Source organism: Pseudomonas nitroreducens TX1, assembly GCF_000313755.1.
GTDB lineage: Bacteria > Pseudomonadota > Gammaproteobacteria > Pseudomonadales > Pseudomonadaceae > Pseudomonas > Pseudomonas nitroreducens_A.
Genome location: NZ_AMZB01000105.1, coordinates 1 through 13773, shown reverse-complemented (window position 1 = coordinate 13773; position 13773 = coordinate 1). Strand labels below are relative to the sequence as shown.

The following is a 13773-nucleotide window of genomic DNA, read 5'->3' as shown; positions in this document are numbered from 1 at the left end:
TTTTCATGGGCGACGTCTCAGCATGACAAGAACTTATCCACAGCTGAGCGGATTCTTCTCATCGCGCTTGGCAACGCCCCACAGCTCGTCCATCTCTTCCAGGTTACTGTCTTCCAGGGTACGGCCTTGGTCGCGCAGCGCCGTCTCGATGTAGCGGAAGCGCCGTTCGAACTTGGCGTTGGCGGCACGCAGGGCGGTTTCCGGATCGACCTTGAGCTTGCGCGCCAGGTTGACCACCACGAACAGCAGGTCGCCCACCTCTTCCGCCTGGGCATCGGTGTCACCGCCGGCCATGGCTTCAAGCACTTCATCCAGCTCCTCGCGCACCTTGTCCACCACCGGCAGGGCGTCGGCCCAGTCGAAGCCGACCTGAGAGGCGCGCTTCTGCAGTTTGGCGGCGCGACTCAGCGCTGGCAGCGCATGGGGCACGTCGTCCAGCAGGGACAGCTGCACCGGCTCGGCGGCCTTGGCGGCGCGCTCCTCGGCCTTGAGCGCTTCCCAGCGCTGCTTGACTGCCGCCTCCGCCAGCTTCGCCGGGTCCGACTCGCCATACAGGTCACCGTCGGGGAAGACATGGGGGTGACGACGTATCAGCTTGGTGGTGATGCCATCGACCACCGCGTCGAACTCGAATCGCCCTTCTTCGCGCGCCAACTGGGCGTAGTAGACAACCTGGAACAGCAGGTCGCCCAGTTCCTCGCGCAGATGGTCGAAGTCGCCACGCTCGATGGCGTCGGCAACCTCGTAGGCCTCCTCGAGGGTGTACGGGACTATGGTCGCGTAGCTCTGCTTCAGATCCCACGGGCAGCCATGCTGCGGGTCGCGCAGCCGGGCCATCAGGTAAAGCAGGTCTTCGAGCTTATGCATCCTTGGCTCCCGCGCCACGGTCGCGCCGCGCCTCGATGATGTTGGGCAGCTGCGAGATACGCGCCAGCAGGCGACCCAGCGAGTCAAGACCGGGGATCTCGATGGTCAGGCGCATGATTGCGGTGTTGTCTTCCTTGTCCGAACGGGTGTTCACCGCCAGCACGTTGATGCGCTCGTTGAGCAGCATCTGCGAGACGTCGCGCAGCAGGCCGGAACGATCGTACGCGCGGATGACGATATCCACCGGATAGGTGCTGACCGGCACCGGCCCCCAGCTGACCTGGATGATCCGCTCCGGCTCGCGACCGGCCAGTTGCAGCGCAGTAGCGCAGTCCTGGCGGTGGATGGTTACGCCACGGCCCAGAGTGATGTAGCCGACGATCGGGTCGCCCGGCAGCGGCTGGCAGCAGCCGGCCATCTGCGTGAGCAGGTTGCCGACGCCCTGGATCTGGATGTCCCCGCGCTTGCCGTGGCCGATCTTGCTCGGCTTGCGCGGGATGAGTTCCAACTGCTCGGTACCGCGCTCGGGCTCCACCAGTTGCTGCGCGTAGTTGACCACATGGGCCAGACGCAGGTCGCCGGCACCCAGCGCGGCGAACAGGTCTTCACCGGTCTTGTAGTTGGCCTTCTCGGCGAGCTTTTCGAAGTCCACCGGCGGCAGCGCCAAGCGGGCCAGCTCGCGTTCGAGCATGGCCTTGCCCGCGGCGACGTTCTGGTCGCGCGCCTGCAGCTTGAACCAGTGGACGATCTTCGCCCGCGCCCGCGACGTGGTCACGTAGCCCAGGTTCTGGTTCAGCCAGTCGCGGCTCGGCCCGCTCTGCTTGCCGGTGATGATCTCCACCTGCTCGCCGGTCTGCAGGCTGTAGTTCAGCGGGACGATGCGACCGTTGATCTTGGCGCCACGGCAGTTGTGGCCGACCTCGGTATGCACGCGGTAGGCGAAGTCCAGCGGCGTAGAGCCCTTGGGCAGGTCGATGGCGTGGCCGTCGGGGGTGAAGACGTAGACCCGATCGGGTTCGATATCCACCCGCAGCTGCTCGGCCAGGCCGCCGATGTCGCCCAGTTCCTCGTGCCACTCGAGCACCTGGCGCAGCCAGGAAATCTTCTCTTCGTAGTGGTTGGAGCTGGCCTTGACGTCGGTGCCCTTGTAGCGCCAGTGCGCGCAGACGCCCAGTTCGGCTTCCTCGTGCATCGCATGGGTGCGGATCTGCACTTCCAGCACCTTGCCCTCGGGGCCGATCACCGCAGTGTGCAGCGAGCGGTAGCCGTTCTCCTTGGGGTTGGCGATGTAGTCGTCGAATTCCTTGGGAATGTGCCGCCACAGGGTGTGCACGATGCCCAGCGCGGTGTAGCAATCGCGCATTTCCGGCACCAGCACGCGCACGGCGCGCACGTCGTAGATCTGGCTGAAGTCCAGGCCCTTGCGCTGCATCTTCCGCCAGATGGAATAGATGTGCTTGGCGCGCCCGGAGAGGTCCGCCTTGATGCCGGTGGCGGCCAGGGCTTCCTTGAGCTGCCCCATGACGGTGGCGATGTATTGCTCGCGATCCAGCCGGCGCTCGTGCAGCAGCTTGGCGATCTGCTTGTACTGATCGGGTTCCAGGTAGCGGAAGGACAGGTCCTCCAGTTCCCATTTGATGTGACCGATACCCAGGCGGTGGGCCAGCGGCGCGTAGATGTCGAACACCTCGCGGGCGACGCGCATGCGCTTTTCTTCGTCGCCGTTCTTCACCGCGCGGATGGCGCAGGTGCGCTCTGCCAGCTTGATCAGCGCGACGCGCACGTCGTCGACCATGGCCACCAGCATCTTGCGCAGGTTCTCGATCTGCGCCTGGGTGCCGAGCACCAGGGACTGCCGCGGGTTGAGGCTGGTACTGATCGCAGCCATGCGCAGCACGCCTTCGATCAGCTTGGCGACGACAGGGCCGAAGCGCTGCGCCACGTCCTCGAGCTTGACCTTGCCTTCGCGCACGCCACGGTAGATCACCGCGGCGACCAGCGACTCCTGGTCGAGCTTGAGGTCCGCCAGGATCTCGGCGATCTCCAGGCCCGTCTGGAAGCTTGAAGTGCCGTCCGCCCAGGAGTTGTCAGCCGTGCTGACAGCCCTGTCTTCCACCTCGCGAGCGAACTCGCAGGCTTCCAGCAGGACCTTGCGATCCAGGCCCGGGACCAGGGTCTGGACATGGTCCAGCCAGGCCTCGAGATTGATGCTGCCGTCGGTGTTGACCGGCTGGTGCGCTCTCACCTGTACCATCGTGTCTACCCTTCCCCACGGTGCGCCACAACACACCGCTCACTGCGCCGGCCTTTCTTGCTTGAGCCGGTCGGATTGCGCAAGCCTTCCTAGCCTGCCTCGAACAAAGCCATGGCCTCGACATGGGCCGTCTGCGGGAACATGTCGAGGATGCCGGCACGCTTGAGACGATAACCCTGTCGGGCCAGTTCGCCAGCGTCACGTGCCAGGGTCGCCGGGTTGCAGGACACATAGAGTACCCGCTCCGCGCCCAGTGAACGCATCTGCCGCGCCGGTTCGAAGGCTCCGTCACGCGGAGGGTCGAGCAGCACGGCGGTGAAATCCTCCGCCGCCCAGGGGGCGGCGGCAAGCGGTTTCGTCAGGTCCGCCTGATGGAACCGGGTATTGGCCAGGCCATTGGCCAATGCATTGGCGGCGGCGCGCGCGACCATGGTCTGCACGCCTTCCACGCCAACCACCTCGCGCACCTGGCGCGCAAGCGGCAGGGCGAAGTTGCCCAGGCCGCAGAACAGGTCCAGCACGCGCTCGTCGCTGTCCGGCTTCAGCCAGTCCAGCGCCTGGGCAACCATGGCCTCGTTCACCGGCTCGTTCACCTGAACGAAGTCGCCAGGGCGATAAGCCAGGGTCAGGTTCCAGGCTTCGAGCCGGAAGCCGAGCTCGCGGTTCCCGGTGTTTTCTACACCGTCGCAGCAGAGCGTCGGTTCGCCGCCACCCTGCAACCACAGTTGCACATCCCGTGCCGAACAGAATTCCAGCAGTCGCGCGCGGTCGCCATCGGACAAAGGTTCGATATGCCGCAGCAGCAGCGCGCTGGAAGTGCCGTGGAACAGCTCGACATGGCCGAGGCACTGCGGCTTGGCGAAGCCTCGTAGCAGTTCCGGCAGTTCGCGGGCGAGGACCTGCAGCTCGGGCACCAGCACCAGGCAGTCGTCGAAGGCGACGATGGCCTGGCTGGCGGCCGCGCGGAAGCCGACGTCCAGGCGCCTGGCCTTCACGTCCCAGCGCACGGCGAGGCGGGCGCGGCGGCGATAGCCGAATTCCGGCCCGACCAGCGGCGCGGCCCATTGATCCGGGACTAGGCCGGAGAAGCGCTCCAGTTGCTCGGCCAGGGTGCGCTGCTTGAGCGCCAGTTGATCGGCGTGGGACAGGTGCTGCAGGCTGCAGCCGCCACAGGTGCCAGACACCGGGCAAGGCTCGGCGCGGCGATTGGCGGCGGCGGTGAGGATACGTTCGCTACGGGCGTCGACGATTTGCGCGCGAGCGGACAGCACGCGGGCCTCCACCGACTCACCCGGCAGGGCGTTGTCGACGAACCAGGTCCGCCCTTCGACGTGGGCAATGCCACGGCCATCGTGGGCCAGGCGCTCGATGTCCAGGCGCTGCTTCTTGCCCACCGGTACCGCAGGGCTGCGCGCTCCGCCGCTGGGCTGGAAGCGCAGGCCGGATCTCTGCTTGGCCATGTCAGTTGGAGTCGAACACGCCCGAGGACAGGTAACGGTCGCCACGGTCGCAGATGATCGCCACCAGGGTCGCGTTTTCCAGTTCGCGCGACAGGCGCAGCATGGCTGCCACCGCGCCACCGGAGGACACGCCACAGAAGATGCCCTCTTCGCGGGCCAGGCGGCGCATCACGTCCTCGGCTTCGCTCTGCTGCATGTCGACGACGCGGTCGACGCGGGTAGCGTCGAAGATCTTCGGCAGGTACTCCTGCGGCCAGCGGCGGATGCCGGGGATGGCCGAGCCTTCCATCGGTTGCAGGCCGACGATCTGCACGTTGGGGTTCTGCTCCTTGAGGTAGCGCGACACGCCCATGATGGTGCCGGTGGTGCCCATGGAGCTGACGAAATGGGTGATCTCGCCGCCGGTCTGCTGCCAGATTTCCGGGCCGGTGGAATGGTAGTGGGCGATCGGGTTGTCGCCGTTGGCGAACTGGTCGAGTACCTTGCCCTGGCCTTCGCGGGCCATCTGATCAGCGAGGTCGCGGGCGCCTTCCATGCCCTGCGACTGGGTCACCAGGATCAGCTCGGCGCCGTAGGCAGTCATGGCGGCTTTGCGCTCGGCGGTGGAGTTATCGGGCATGATCAGGATCATGCGGTAGCCCTTGATCGCCGCCGCCATCGCCAGGGCGATGCCGGTGTTCCCGGAGGTGGCTTCGATCAGCGTGTCGCCGGGCTTGATGTCGCCGCGCAGTTCGGCACGGGTGATCATCGACAGCGCCGGACGATCCTTCACCGAACCCGCGGGGTTGTTGCCCTCGAGTTTCACCAGCAGGGTGTTGGAGGTTTCCCCGGCCAGGCGCTGCAGGCGCACCAGCGGGGTGTTGCCGACACAATCGGCGATAGTCGGGTACTGCACGGTCATGGAGGCACTCGGTTCCGGATCGCGAGAGGGGATGACTCCCTATGATACCGGCAAACGACGCCTCGCCATACGAAACTTCCTAACAAGCCGTGTTCAGCGGCCAGCAGCCACCTCAGGCCACTGCCGCATCCGGCAGGCGCAGGTGCACGCGCAGCCCTGCCCCGGCGCAGTCGGCCCATAGCTCGCCGCCCTGCATGCGCAGCGAGCTTCGGGCGATGCTCAGCCCCAGGCCGAATCCTCCGCCGGAGCGCGCAGCGGAAAGCCGGGTAAAGGGCAGGAAGATGCGCTCCAGGTCACTTTCTGGCACGCCCGGTCCATCGTCCTCCAGCCACAGGTGCCAGCCGCCGGTCTCACGCCGGCCGCTCAGGCGGATGCGGCCGTTATCCGGCGAATGACGGATGGCGTTGCGCAGCAGGTTTTCCAGCGCCTGCGCCAGCCCGTTGAGATGACCGCGTACTCGGCAGTCCGCCGGCACTTGATAAAGGAAGCGCTCGGAACCCCAGCCCGCCTCGAAGCGCGCATCGTCGACCAGCAGGTCCCACAGTGAGCGCAGGTCGATCTCTTCCTGCTCCACGCGCGGGCGTTCGGTGTCCAGCCAGGCCAGCTCCAGGGTATCGGCGACCAGTCGCTGCATCACCTCCACCTCACGTTCCACGCGCTGGCGCAGCGCCGCCTCGTCGATGGCGCTTTCGCCCGCCACCCGCAGACGGCTCAGTGGCGTACGCAGCTCATGGGACAGATCACGCAGCAACTGGCGCTGCAGGTCGACGTGGCCACGCAGGCGCTCGGCCATGTGGTCCAGCGCACGCCCCAGTTCCCCGAGTTCGTCGCGGCGGGCAATCAGTTCCGGGCCGGCGACCGAGCCGAGGTTATCCGCCTGCAAGGCGTTGGCGTGTTCGCGCAACCGCCCGAGCGGACGCACCAGACGGCGATAGATCAGCCCGCAGAGCATCAGGGCAAGGATCGCCGGCACCAGCGCATGGCTGAGGGACTGGCGCAGGAAGGTCAGGCCGCCAGGCAGGAAGCGCTGCGGCAGTTGCACGACCAGCCGGCCAGCCGAAGGATCGTCCGGGAAGGGAATGCCGATGAACGGAAGGTTCACCGAGCGCGAGCTCACCGGCCAGTCCAGCCCGCGCTGGAAGGTCAGGTGCGCCACGTCCTCCAGGGGCAGCGGCTGCGTGCCGAGCGACTGCAAGCGAGCATCCACCGCGACCATCCATACCGGCTCGCGCTGCTGCATCTGCGCCAACCAGGCATCGACACCTGCCGCCCCGCCGGTACGCCAGGCTTGCTGGGCCTCGTCGGCATAGCCGGCGAGCACTTGCCGCGCCGCGTCGGAGAGGTAGTAGCTGTCGCGCTCCATCTGCTTGCCCCAGTTCCACGACAGCCAGATCACCGACAGGCACAGCGCCACGAGGGCAACGGCGAGCTTCCAGAACAGCGAGTGGCGGCCGGGCATGTCAGTCCTCGGACTCGGCGAATACGTAGCCCTTGCCCCAGACGGTGTGCAATTGGTGACGCACATAGCCGATGGCCTGCAGCTTGCGGCGCAGGTGGCTGACGTGCATGTCCAGGCTGCGGTCGTGGGCGGTTAAGGGACGGTGCAGCACGTGCTGATAAAGGAAGGGCTTGCTCAGCGTCTCCCCCTGGCTGCCGAGGAAAGTTTCCAGCAGGCGGTACTCGGTGCCGGTCAGGCCGGCCCACCGGCCATCGAGGGCGACGTCGTCCTTCAGCGGGTCCATCTGCAGCCCGGTCGGGGCCGAGTTCAGGGGCTGGCCGCCGCGCTCCAGCGCTACACGGCGCAGCACCGCGTCCACGCGCACGCTCAGCTCGGCGAGGCTGAAGGGCTTGGGCAGGTAGTCGTCGGCACCCTGGGAGAAACCGGCGATGCGGTCCTGTTCGGCGCCCAGGGCGGACATCAGGATCACCGGCACGGCGCGCTCGCGGCGCAGAGTGCGGAGGATGTCCAGGCCATCCGTTCCGGGCAACATGATGTCCATCAGCACCAGGTCGTAGTCGCCGCCGCGCGCCTGGGCCAAGCCTGCGTTGCCATCCTGGCACCAGGTGACTTCGAAGCCGCGTTCGCTCAAATGGGAAGCCAGATGGGCGCCCAGGGTCGGGTCGTCCTCGATGGTCAGCAGGCGCAAGCCGGAGGAAGCGATGACATTCATATTAAATAAGAGTGATTAGCAATTGCGTGAAGTATTCACGATTCCACGCGCTCCCGGCAAGGCAAAGGGCTTCCGCCGAAGGTCCGAACCGCTACACTGCCGGGGATAAACGCATCGGAGGAAGCGCGTGTTCAAGGATCTCGGCATCAAGGGACGGGTACTGCTGCTCACCCTGCTGCCCACCAGCCTGCTGGCGCTGGTGCTGGGCGGCTATTTCACCTGGGTGCAGCTGTCGGACATGCACGCCCAGTTGATCGAGCGCGGCCAACTGATCGCCGAGCAACTGGCGCCGCTGTCCGCCCCGGCCATGGCCAACCACAACAACGAGCTGCTCGAGCGCATCGCCAACGAGGCGCTGGACCAGCCCGACGTGCGCGCCGTGACGTTCCTCAATCCGGACCGGGAAAGGCTGGTCCATGCCGGCCCCAGCATATTGACGCCAATGCCCAGTGGAGACGGCTCGCACCTGAGCATGGCGAGCAACCTGGACACCACCCACTTCCTCCTGCCGGTGCTGGGCAAGCACCGCAGCCTGTCCGGCGACCCGGACGACGATGCCGAGAAGCTGCTGGGCTGGGTCGAGCTGGAGCTGTCGCACCACGGCACCCTGCTGCGCGGCTACCGCAGCCTGTTCACCAGCCTGCTGCTGATCGGCGCGGGCCTGGCCGTTACCGCCCTCCTCGCCCTGCGCATGAGCCGCGCGATCAACGCGCCGCTGGGGCAAATCGCCCAGGGCGTCGCCCAGCTCAAGGAAGGTCGCCTGGAAACCCGCCTGCCCGCGTTGGGCAGCCATGAACTGGACGAACTGGCCGGCGGCATCAACCGCATGGCCGAAGCATTGCAGAGCGCCCAGGAAGAAATGCAGCACAACATCGACCAGGCCACCGAGGACGTGCGGCAGAACCTGGAGACCATCGAGATCCAGAACATCGAGCTGGACCTGGCGCGCAAGGAGGCCCTGGAGGCGAGCCGGATCAAGTCCGAGTTCCTCGCCAACATGAGCCACGAGATCCGCACCCCGCTCAACGGCATCCTCGGCTTCACCAACCTGCTGCAGAAGAGCGAGATGACCAGCCGCCAGCAGGATTACCTCTCCACCATCCACAAGTCCGCCGAGAGCCTGCTCGGGATCATCAACGAGATCCTCGACTTCTCGAAGATCGAGGCCGGCAAGCTGGTGCTGGAGAACATCCCGTTCAACCTGCGCGAGCTGATCCAGGACACCCTGACCATCCTCGCCCCCGCCGCCCACGAGAAGCACCTGGAGCTGGTCAGCCTGATCTACCGCGACACCCCGCTGCAGCTGGTGGGCGACCCGCAGCGGCTGAAGCAGGTGCTGACCAACCTGGTGAGCAACGCCATCAAGTTCACCCACGATGGCAGCATCGCCGTGCGCGCCATGCTCGAGGACGAAAGCGACGACCGCGCGCAATTGCGCATCAGCGTGCAGGACACCGGCGTCGGCCTGACCGACGCCGACCTGCGTGCGCTGTTCCAGGCCTTCAGCCAGGCCGACAATTCGTTGTCGCGCCAGGCCGGCGGCACCGGCCTGGGGCTGGTGATCTCAAAACGCCTGATCGAACAGATGGGCGGCGAGATCGGCGTGGAAAGCAGCGCCGGCGACGGCTCCGAATTCTGGATCAGCCTCAACCTGCCCAAGGCCCGCGACGACGGCGACGACCTGCCCCACGCCTTGGCCGGCGGTCTGCGCGTGGCGTTGTACGAGCCCCACGAACTCACGCGTACCGCCCTGCACCACCAACTGGAAGACTGCGGCCTGGAAGTCACCGAGTTCCCCGACCTCGCCGCGCTGCAGAAGACCCTGCTGGACGGGCCGGCAGACAAGGCGCCGATCACCCTGGCGCTGCTGGGCGTGACCGCTGCGGACCACCCGCCCGAGGCACTGCGCCAGTCCATCCGCGAACTGGAACAGCACGGCTGCAAGAGCCTGGTGCTCTGCCCGACCATTGAGCAGGCGCATTACAACGATGTGCTGCCCGATGCCCAGGTGCAGAGCAAACCCGCCTGCACCCGCAAGTTGCAGCAGGCCATGAATGAACTCCTGCACCTGCGCCCGAGCCGCCGGGAGAAGAGCGTCAACGGCGTACTGGAACGCACGCCGCGCCTGCTTTGCGTCGACGACAACCCGGCCAACCTGCTGCTGGTGAAGACCCTGCTGACCGACCTGGGGGCCGAGGTCCTCGCCGTCGACAGCGGACTGGCCGCCGTCGAGGCAGTGCAGCGCGAGCGCTTCGACCTGGTCTTCATGGACGTGCAGATGCCGGTCATGGACGGCCGCCAGGCCACCGAGGCGATCCGCCACTGGGAAAGCGAACGCGAGGTCAGCCCCGTGCCGATCATTGCCCTCACCGCCCACGCCCTGGCCAACGAGAAGCGCGCCCTGTTGCAGGGCGGCATGGACGATTACCTGACCAAGCCGATCGACGAGCGCCAACTGGTCCAGGTGATCCTCAAGTGGACCGGCCTGGCATTGGGCGAGCCGCGCGATGAGCGTCCACGCCCGGCCCAATCGTCCCTGGAAGGCCTCAGCGTACTGGACCCGGAGGAAGGCCTGCGCCTTGCCGCCGGCAAGCCGGAACTGGCCGCCGACATGCTCGGCATGCTGCTGGCCTCGCTGTCCGCGGACCGCCAGGTGATCCGCCAGGCGCGTGAGCGCAACGACCGCAATATCCTGCTCGAACGCATCCACCGCCTGCACGGCGCCACCCGTTACTGCGGCGTGCCGATGCTGCGCGCCGCCTGCCAGCGCGCCGAGACGCTGCTCAAGCAGAACGAACCGGACGCCCCAGCCGCGCTGGACGAACTGGACAAGGCCATGGCCGAGCTGGCACAAGCGACCGAGGGCCGGCTCGAAGTTGAAACCGGCCAGACGCACTGAGGACGGAATCCAAGCGATGCGCATCATCCTGTTCAGCAACCAGACCTACGACCGCGACAGCTTCCTCGCCGCCAATCGCGACCACGGCTTCGAGCTGCATTTCCAGCAGGCGCAGCTGCGCGAGGACACCGTCGCCCTGGCCATGGGCTTCGAAGTGGTCTGCCCCTTCGTCAACGACGACCTGTCGCGCCCGGTGCTGGAACATCTGGCGGCCGGCGGTACGAAACTGATCGCCCTGCGCTCGGCCGGCTACAACCACGTCGACCTGGCCGCCGCCCAAGCGTTGGGGCTCGCCGTCGTGCGCGTACCGGCCTATTCGCCCCACGCCGTAGCTGAACATGGCGTAGGGCTGGTCCTGGCACTGTGTCGGCACCTGCACCGCGCCTACAACCGCACCCGCGAAGGCGATTTCTCGCTGCACGGCCTGACCGGCTTCGATCTGCACGGGCGTAGCGTCGGGATCATCGGCAGCGGGCAGATCGGCGAAGTCTTCGCCCGCATCATGAGCGGCTTTGGCTGCCACATCCTGGCCTATGACCCTTACCCCAACCGCGCCATCGAGGCCCTGGGCGGCCGCTTCGTCGAGCTGGACGAGTTGCTCGCGCAGTCCGACATCATCAGCCTGCACTGCCCGCTCAACGAGGCGACCAAACACCTGATCAACGCCCAGAGCCTTGCGCGCATGAAGCACGGCGCCATGCTGATCAACACCGGCCGTGGCGCACTGGTCGATACCCCAGCGCTGATCGAGGCGCTGAAAAGCGGCCAACTCGGCTACCTCGGCCTGGACGTCTACGAAGAGGAAGCCGACATCTTCTTCGCCGACCGCTCCGACCAGCCGCTGCAGGACGATGTACTGGCGCGCCTGCTGACCTTCCCCAATGTGATCATCACGGCGCACCAGGCCTTCCTGACCCGCGAGGCGCTGGCCGGAATCGCCCAGACCACGCTGGCCAACATCGCCGCCTGGAAAGCCGGTACAGCGGTGAATCTGGTGAAAAACTGAGCAGAAGGCGCTCGCATCCGCACGCCACGCGCCCTAGAATGCCGCGCTTTCCCGGAGGACCCATGGCCCAGCACGATTTCCGCTACACCCTGCTCAACCCGCAATTCACCCTCAATGAGTGCCGCGCACTGACTCCGGGCCGCTACCAGGTCACCGGCGTCGGTGGCTCGATCAAGGCCGGCGACACCATGCTGGTCAGCCTCAAGGGCAGCAGGAGCCTGAGCATGACGCTGGAAGTGGAAAAGGTCCGCCACCTGATCAACCCGCCGGGGCAATGGATGGCCGTGGCCAAGGGCCCGGTATTCCGTGAACTGGGAATCCACGAGTGGAAGGTCAATTGCGACGGCTGCGAAGCTACACTGGACTTCGAATTCGCCGTCGATGCCACCCTCGGCAAGGCTGCCCAGCAGCCCGCCGCCGAGCAGCGCATCGCCGAACTCGGATGGGCCAAGGTCGGCAATCGCCACCTCTGCCCGGATTGCCAGAGCAAGGAGACTGCATGAAAGCCCTGATCGCCAGCGCCTTCGCCGCGCTGGCCCTCGCCGGCTGCGCCAGCAAGCCGGTACCCCAAACCGAGCAGACCTACCGCGTGGAATGGGTCGGCGAGCGCCCGCTGATCGACTACACCCACATCAGCCTGACCCTGGACGGCAACGGCCGGGCTTACGGCAGCGCCGGCTGCAACCACTGGTTCGCCAGCTACAAGCTCGAAGGCGAGCAGCTGACCTTCAGCCAGCCCGGCGCCACCCGCAAGCTGTGCGCCGACCTGGTGATGGAGCAGGAACAGCAGTTCCTCAAGATGCTCGGCGAAGTGCAGCGCTGGGATATCACCGAAGAAGGCGAGCTGCGCCTGTGGCCGGTGTCTGGCCGCGCCATGCGCCTGTGGCCCGAAGGCTGACCCGCCGGCAAGCGCTAGAACAGCGTGAGCTGCTCGTGGGCACCGCGCAGATCGACCAGGCGCACGCCCACGCCGATCAACCGCACCGCCTTGTTGCCACGCTGAAAGGCTTGCCCCAGCAGCAGCCGGTAGCTTTCCAGGTCCCGCGCCGCGCCCGCCTGCTCCAGGGTGGTCTGGGTGAAGTCGTGGAACTTCAGCTTGATGAACGGCTTGCCCGGTCGGTAACTGGTGTCCAGGCGCGTCATGCGCCGCTCCAGCTCACCCAGCAATGAGGGCAGCTCCTCCTCGCAGGCCGGCAGGTCCGGCAGGTCCTGGTCAAAGGTGTTCTCCACGCTGATCGACTGGCGGCGACTGTCCACCTGCACCGGACGCTCGTCGATGCCCCGCGACAACCCCCACAGTCGCTCGCCGAAACTGCCGAACTCCTTGGCCAGCTGAATACGCGACCAGTCGCGCAGGTCCGCGCAGGTGCGAATGCCCAGGCGCGCCAGCTTCTCGGCGGTAACCTTGCCCACGCCGTGCAGCTTCTTTACCGGCAGATCGGCGACGAAGCCGTCCACCTCGTCCGGCGTGACCACGAACAGGCCGTTGGGCTTGCGCCAGTCGCTGGCGATCTTGGCGATGAACTTGTTCGGCGCCACCCCGGCGGACACCGTAATGTGCAGGGTCTCCCAGACCCGCTGGCGAATCTCCCGGGCGATGCGCGTGGCGCTGCCGCCGCAGCGCTCGCTGTCGCTGACGTCCAGGTAGGCCTCGTCCAGGGAGAGCGGCTCGATCTGATCGGTGTAGTCGCGGAAGATGGCGTGGATGTCCCGCGAGGTCTCTCGATAGACATCCATGCGCGGGCGCACGATGGTGAGGTCCGGGCACAGCTTCACCGCCGTGCGCATGGCCATGGCGGAGTGCAGCCCATAGGCCCTTGCCTCGTAGTTGCAGGTCGCGACCACGCCGCGTTTGTCCGGCGAGCCACCCACGGCCAACGGCTTGCCCGCGAGGCTGGGGTCGTCGCGCATCTCGATGGCGGCATAGAAACAGTCGCAATCGATGTGGATGATCTTTCTCTGCCGAGTCACGAAGAAGGTGCCTGCATCACCAGCGGAAGCCACCCGAAATGGCGGCGGAAAATCGCTCCATGGTAATGCAAAAAACCGTCGCTTCGGTTATCCACAGCTGGGAAAATCCCGCCTCCGGATCACCACCCCGCCGCCCCTCACCAACGCTAAATATTTGATAAAAAATCACTTTTCCCCGATTTTCATTGACACCCCGGCCCATCGGCGTAGAATGGCTGCCGCGGGATGGAGCAGTCTGGTAGCT

Annotated in this window: 12 protein-coding genes; 4 read left to right on the top strand and 8 right to left on the bottom strand. The window is 66.4% G+C overall.

Annotated features, from left to right (window positions below; all coding sequences use genetic code 11):
* Nucleotides 1–33: 33 nt before the first annotated feature.
* The 6 genes from mazG to C167_RS0111760 form a co-directional block, all read right to left on the bottom strand.
* Complete coding sequence (gene mazG, locus C167_RS0111785) at nucleotides 34–867, bottom strand: nucleoside triphosphate pyrophosphohydrolase (protein ID WP_017518483.1); 834 nt, start codon at nucleotides 865–867, stop codon at nucleotides 34–36.
* The gene (gene relA / locus C167_RS0111780; RefSeq protein ID WP_017518482.1) at nucleotides 860–3121 is read right to left on the bottom strand and encodes a GTP diphosphokinase; all 2262 of its coding nucleotides are present in this window, start codon (nucleotides 3119–3121) and stop codon (nucleotides 860–862) included. Before relA ends, mazG begins: the two co-directional genes overlap by 8 nt.
* A gap of 89 nt (nucleotides 3122–3210) precedes the next feature.
* Entirely contained in the window at nucleotides 3211–4581 is a 1371-nt protein-coding gene (gene rlmD, locus C167_RS0111775) for a 23S rRNA (uracil(1939)-C(5))-methyltransferase RlmD (protein WP_017518481.1), read from the bottom strand.
* 1 nt (nucleotide 4582) lies between these two features.
* The gene (gene cysM / locus C167_RS0111770; RefSeq protein ID WP_017518480.1) at nucleotides 4583–5482 is read right to left on the bottom strand and encodes a cysteine synthase CysM; all 900 of its coding nucleotides are present in this window, start codon (nucleotides 5480–5482) and stop codon (nucleotides 4583–4585) included.
* A gap of 112 nt (nucleotides 5483–5594) precedes the next feature.
* Complete coding sequence (locus C167_RS0111765; protein ID WP_017518479.1) at nucleotides 5595–6941, bottom strand: sensor histidine kinase; 1347 nt, start codon at nucleotides 6939–6941, stop codon at nucleotides 5595–5597.
* Between the two features lies 1 nt (nucleotide 6942).
* On the bottom strand, nucleotides 6943–7653 hold the full coding sequence (locus C167_RS0111760; protein WP_017518478.1) for a response regulator transcription factor: 711 nt from the start codon (nucleotides 7651–7653) through the stop codon (nucleotides 6943–6945).
* 127 nt (nucleotides 7654–7780) lie between these two features.
* Here C167_RS0111760 and C167_RS0111755 point away from each other — a divergent pair, with 127 nt between their 5' ends.
* The 4 genes from C167_RS0111755 (at nucleotide 7781) to C167_RS0111740 (ending at nucleotide 12456) form a co-directional block, all read left to right on the top strand.
* On the top strand, nucleotides 7781–10552 hold the full coding sequence (locus C167_RS0111755; RefSeq protein WP_017518477.1) for a response regulator: 2772 nt from the start codon (nucleotides 7781–7783) through the stop codon (nucleotides 10550–10552).
* A 16-nt stretch (nucleotides 10553–10568) separates the two neighbouring features.
* On the top strand, nucleotides 10569–11558 hold the full coding sequence (locus C167_RS0111750) for a 2-hydroxyacid dehydrogenase (RefSeq protein ID WP_017518476.1): 990 nt from the start codon (nucleotides 10569–10571) through the stop codon (nucleotides 11556–11558).
* Between the two features lie 62 nt (nucleotides 11559–11620).
* Complete coding sequence (locus C167_RS0111745) at nucleotides 11621–12061, top strand: hypothetical protein (protein WP_017518475.1); 441 nt, start codon at nucleotides 11621–11623, stop codon at nucleotides 12059–12061.
* On the top strand, nucleotides 12058–12456 hold the full coding sequence (locus C167_RS0111740) for an META domain-containing protein (RefSeq protein ID WP_017518474.1): 399 nt from the start codon (nucleotides 12058–12060) through the stop codon (nucleotides 12454–12456). Before C167_RS0111745 ends, C167_RS0111740 begins: the two co-directional genes overlap by 4 nt.
* Before the next feature lie 14 nt (nucleotides 12457–12470).
* Here the strand turns inward: C167_RS0111740 and dinB are convergent, their stop codons facing one another.
* Nucleotides 12471–13529 carry a DNA polymerase IV gene (dinB, locus tag C167_RS0111735; RefSeq protein WP_026078972.1) on the bottom strand — a complete coding sequence of 353 codons (1059 nt, stop codon included), beginning with the start codon at nucleotides 13527–13529 and terminating at the stop codon, nucleotides 12471–12473.
* A gap of 16 nt (nucleotides 13530–13545) precedes the next feature.
* On the bottom strand, nucleotides 13546–13773 hold a 228-nt coding region (locus tag C167_RS35080; protein ID WP_235154316.1), incomplete at its 5' end, for a hypothetical protein.

Coding starts and splice junctions, on each gene's coding strand:
- cysM (WP_017518480.1), bottom strand. CDS start 5,482: ATGACCGTGCAGTACCCGACTATCGCCGATTGTGTCGGCAACACCCCG.
- C167_RS0111750 (WP_017518476.1), top strand. CDS start 10,569: ATGCGCATCATCCTGTTCAGCAACCAGACCTACGACCGCGACAGCTTC.
- C167_RS0111740 (WP_017518474.1), top strand. CDS start 12,058: ATGAAAGCCCTGATCGCCAGCGCCTTCGCCGCGCTGGCCCTCGCCGGC.
- rlmD (WP_017518481.1), bottom strand. CDS start 4,581: ATGGCCAAGCAGAGATCCGGCCTGCGCTTCCAGCCCAGCGGCGGAGCG.
- C167_RS0111745 (WP_017518475.1), top strand. CDS start 11,621: ATGGCCCAGCACGATTTCCGCTACACCCTGCTCAACCCGCAATTCACC.
- mazG (WP_017518483.1), bottom strand. CDS start 867: ATGCATAAGCTCGAAGACCTGCTTTACCTGATGGCCCGGCTGCGCGAC.
- relA (WP_017518482.1), bottom strand. CDS start 3,121: ATGGTACAGGTGAGAGCGCACCAGCCGGTCAACACCGACGGCAGCATC.
- C167_RS0111760 (WP_017518478.1), bottom strand. CDS start 7,653: ATGAATGTCATCGCTTCCTCCGGCTTGCGCCTGCTGACCATCGAGGAC.
- C167_RS0111765 (WP_017518479.1), bottom strand. CDS start 6,941: ATGCCCGGCCGCCACTCGCTGTTCTGGAAGCTCGCCGTTGCCCTCGTG.